This is a genomic window from Komagataeibacter xylinus, assembly GCF_004302915.1.
GTDB lineage: Bacteria > Pseudomonadota > Alphaproteobacteria > Acetobacterales > Acetobacteraceae > Komagataeibacter > Komagataeibacter xylinus_C.
On the sequence record NZ_QQBI01000089.1, the window covers coordinates 1 to 1,554 of the forward strand.

Annotated in this window: 2 protein-coding genes; one reads left to right on the forward strand and one right to left on the reverse strand. The window is 52.4% G+C overall.

Going from position 1 to position 1,554, the window contains the following annotated elements; translation table 11 throughout:
- Positions 1–74 precede the first annotated feature (74 nt).
- The gene (locus DV027_RS17225; protein ID WP_130732986.1) at positions 75–1,034 is read right to left on the reverse strand and encodes an IS481 family transposase; all 960 of its coding nucleotides are present in this window, start codon (positions 1,032–1,034) and stop codon (positions 75–77) included.
- A 106-nt stretch (positions 1,035–1,140) separates the two neighbouring features.
- Between DV027_RS17225 and DV027_RS17705 the strand changes: the two genes are divergently transcribed.
- Positions 1,141–1,527 carry a hypothetical protein gene (locus tag DV027_RS17705; protein WP_165399236.1) on the forward strand — a complete coding sequence of 129 codons (387 nt, stop codon included), beginning with the start codon at positions 1,141–1,143 and terminating at the stop codon, positions 1,525–1,527.
- Positions 1,528–1,554: the final 27 nt, after the last annotated feature.

Genomic DNA, 1,554 nt, shown 5'->3' on the forward strand with positions numbered 1-1,554 from the left:
TACAGGTCACTCATCTTCAGTCTCCTCACAGAGGCTGAATCAGATTTCCGCAATCATATCAATGGGTCCTGAGCCTAAGTGTTTAGTCCCGGGATTTGATGGGTTGGGTTGATGATGAATCGATCTGGTTCTGAAGTCCATATTTTGCAGATGTATTCATAGGGCGTGAGACCGTTGAGGGTTTTGAGCCTTCGCCCGAAATTATAGGCTGCCATGAAGTCATTGAGGTGCGTCCTCAACTGCTCATGGCTGTCGTAATGAAAGCGTTTGACAGTTGCTTCCTTGATCGTCCGGTTCATTCGCTCGACCTGACCATTGGTCCAGGGGTGATTGGGTTTTGTCAGGCGATGCTCGATCCCGTTAGCCTCGCAGATCATGTCGAAACGCATGGAACGTGACCATGCGGTGCCCCGGTTACGGGGCTGTTCGGCGAACTGGATGCCGTTGTCCGTCAGGATGGTATGAACCTGATAAGGGACGATGCGCAGAAGATATTCGAGAAATTCCCAGGCCGTTCGTCTGTTGGCTTTGTCCACAAGCTGCGTCACTGCAAACTTGCTCGTGCGGTCTATGGCGACGAAAAGATAAAGCTTTCCTTCGGCAGTCTGAACTTCGGCAATATCGAGGTGAAAGAACCCGATCGGATAACGCTTGAAGTGCTGCCGTTTTGGCTTGTCTCCTTCGACATCAGGCAGACGTGAAATCCCGTGACGCTGAAGACAGCGATGCAGCGCTGAGCGTGTCAGATGCGGAATGGTGGCCTGCAACGCATAAAGGCAATCGTCCAACGGCAGTAAGGTATGCCGACGAAAGGCCACGATCATCGCTTCGTCAGTCTCGGACAAAACCGTTGAACGCGGTTCTTTGGGCCCTGTCTTCTGATCCTCGACAGTCTGACGCTTCCGCCATTTTGCAACTGTTTTCGGGTTGATCCCGAACTCCCTGCTCAGCGCCGCGAGCGAAGCCTGCGATCGCTGTATTGCTGCTCGCACGGCGTGCGTGCTCGTGGCGCTGCCATGACGTATCTGTCCCATAATGCTTCCTTCCACTCGCGTGAAAATACCACACCATCAAATCCCGGGACTAAACACCTAAGCTCTCGGATGGACTTTACTATTCTATGTAAAACGGGAGAAACCAATGAAATGTCTTATATTGGTAGCCAGCCTGCCTCTGACGCTGACTTGCGCTCAGGCACAGACGCTCTCCAATGCCTATCCCAGTTGCGATCTTACGCAACAGCGTTCGCTCACCGAGAAAATCGGGGGGTCAATCAAAGACCCGGATCAGGCCCATATTTCAATGCGTGCCAACATTTTGGAAGCCGATATCGGGAACGCACGCAAAGCCCGACGGATCAGCCAGGACGCAGCCAATCAATTGTGGCAAAGCGTCGAGCAGGTGCACAGTGACGCAAATATGCATGTCCAGAAAAGCGAACGCCTGGACGCGGCGGAATGGGCCTCTTATGACCGTACACTCGACGCGAATTTCTCACACTTGAGGAAATTTTGGGTTATTTTGTAGAATTCAGTCATCCCACAGGAGCCCGAT

Coding starts and splice junctions, on each gene's coding strand:
- DV027_RS17225 (WP_130732986.1), bottom strand. CDS start 1,034: ATGGGACAGATACGTCATGGCAGCGCCACGAGCACGCACGCCGTGCGA.
- DV027_RS17705 (WP_165399236.1), top strand. CDS start 1,141: ATGAAATGTCTTATATTGGTAGCCAGCCTGCCTCTGACGCTGACTTGC.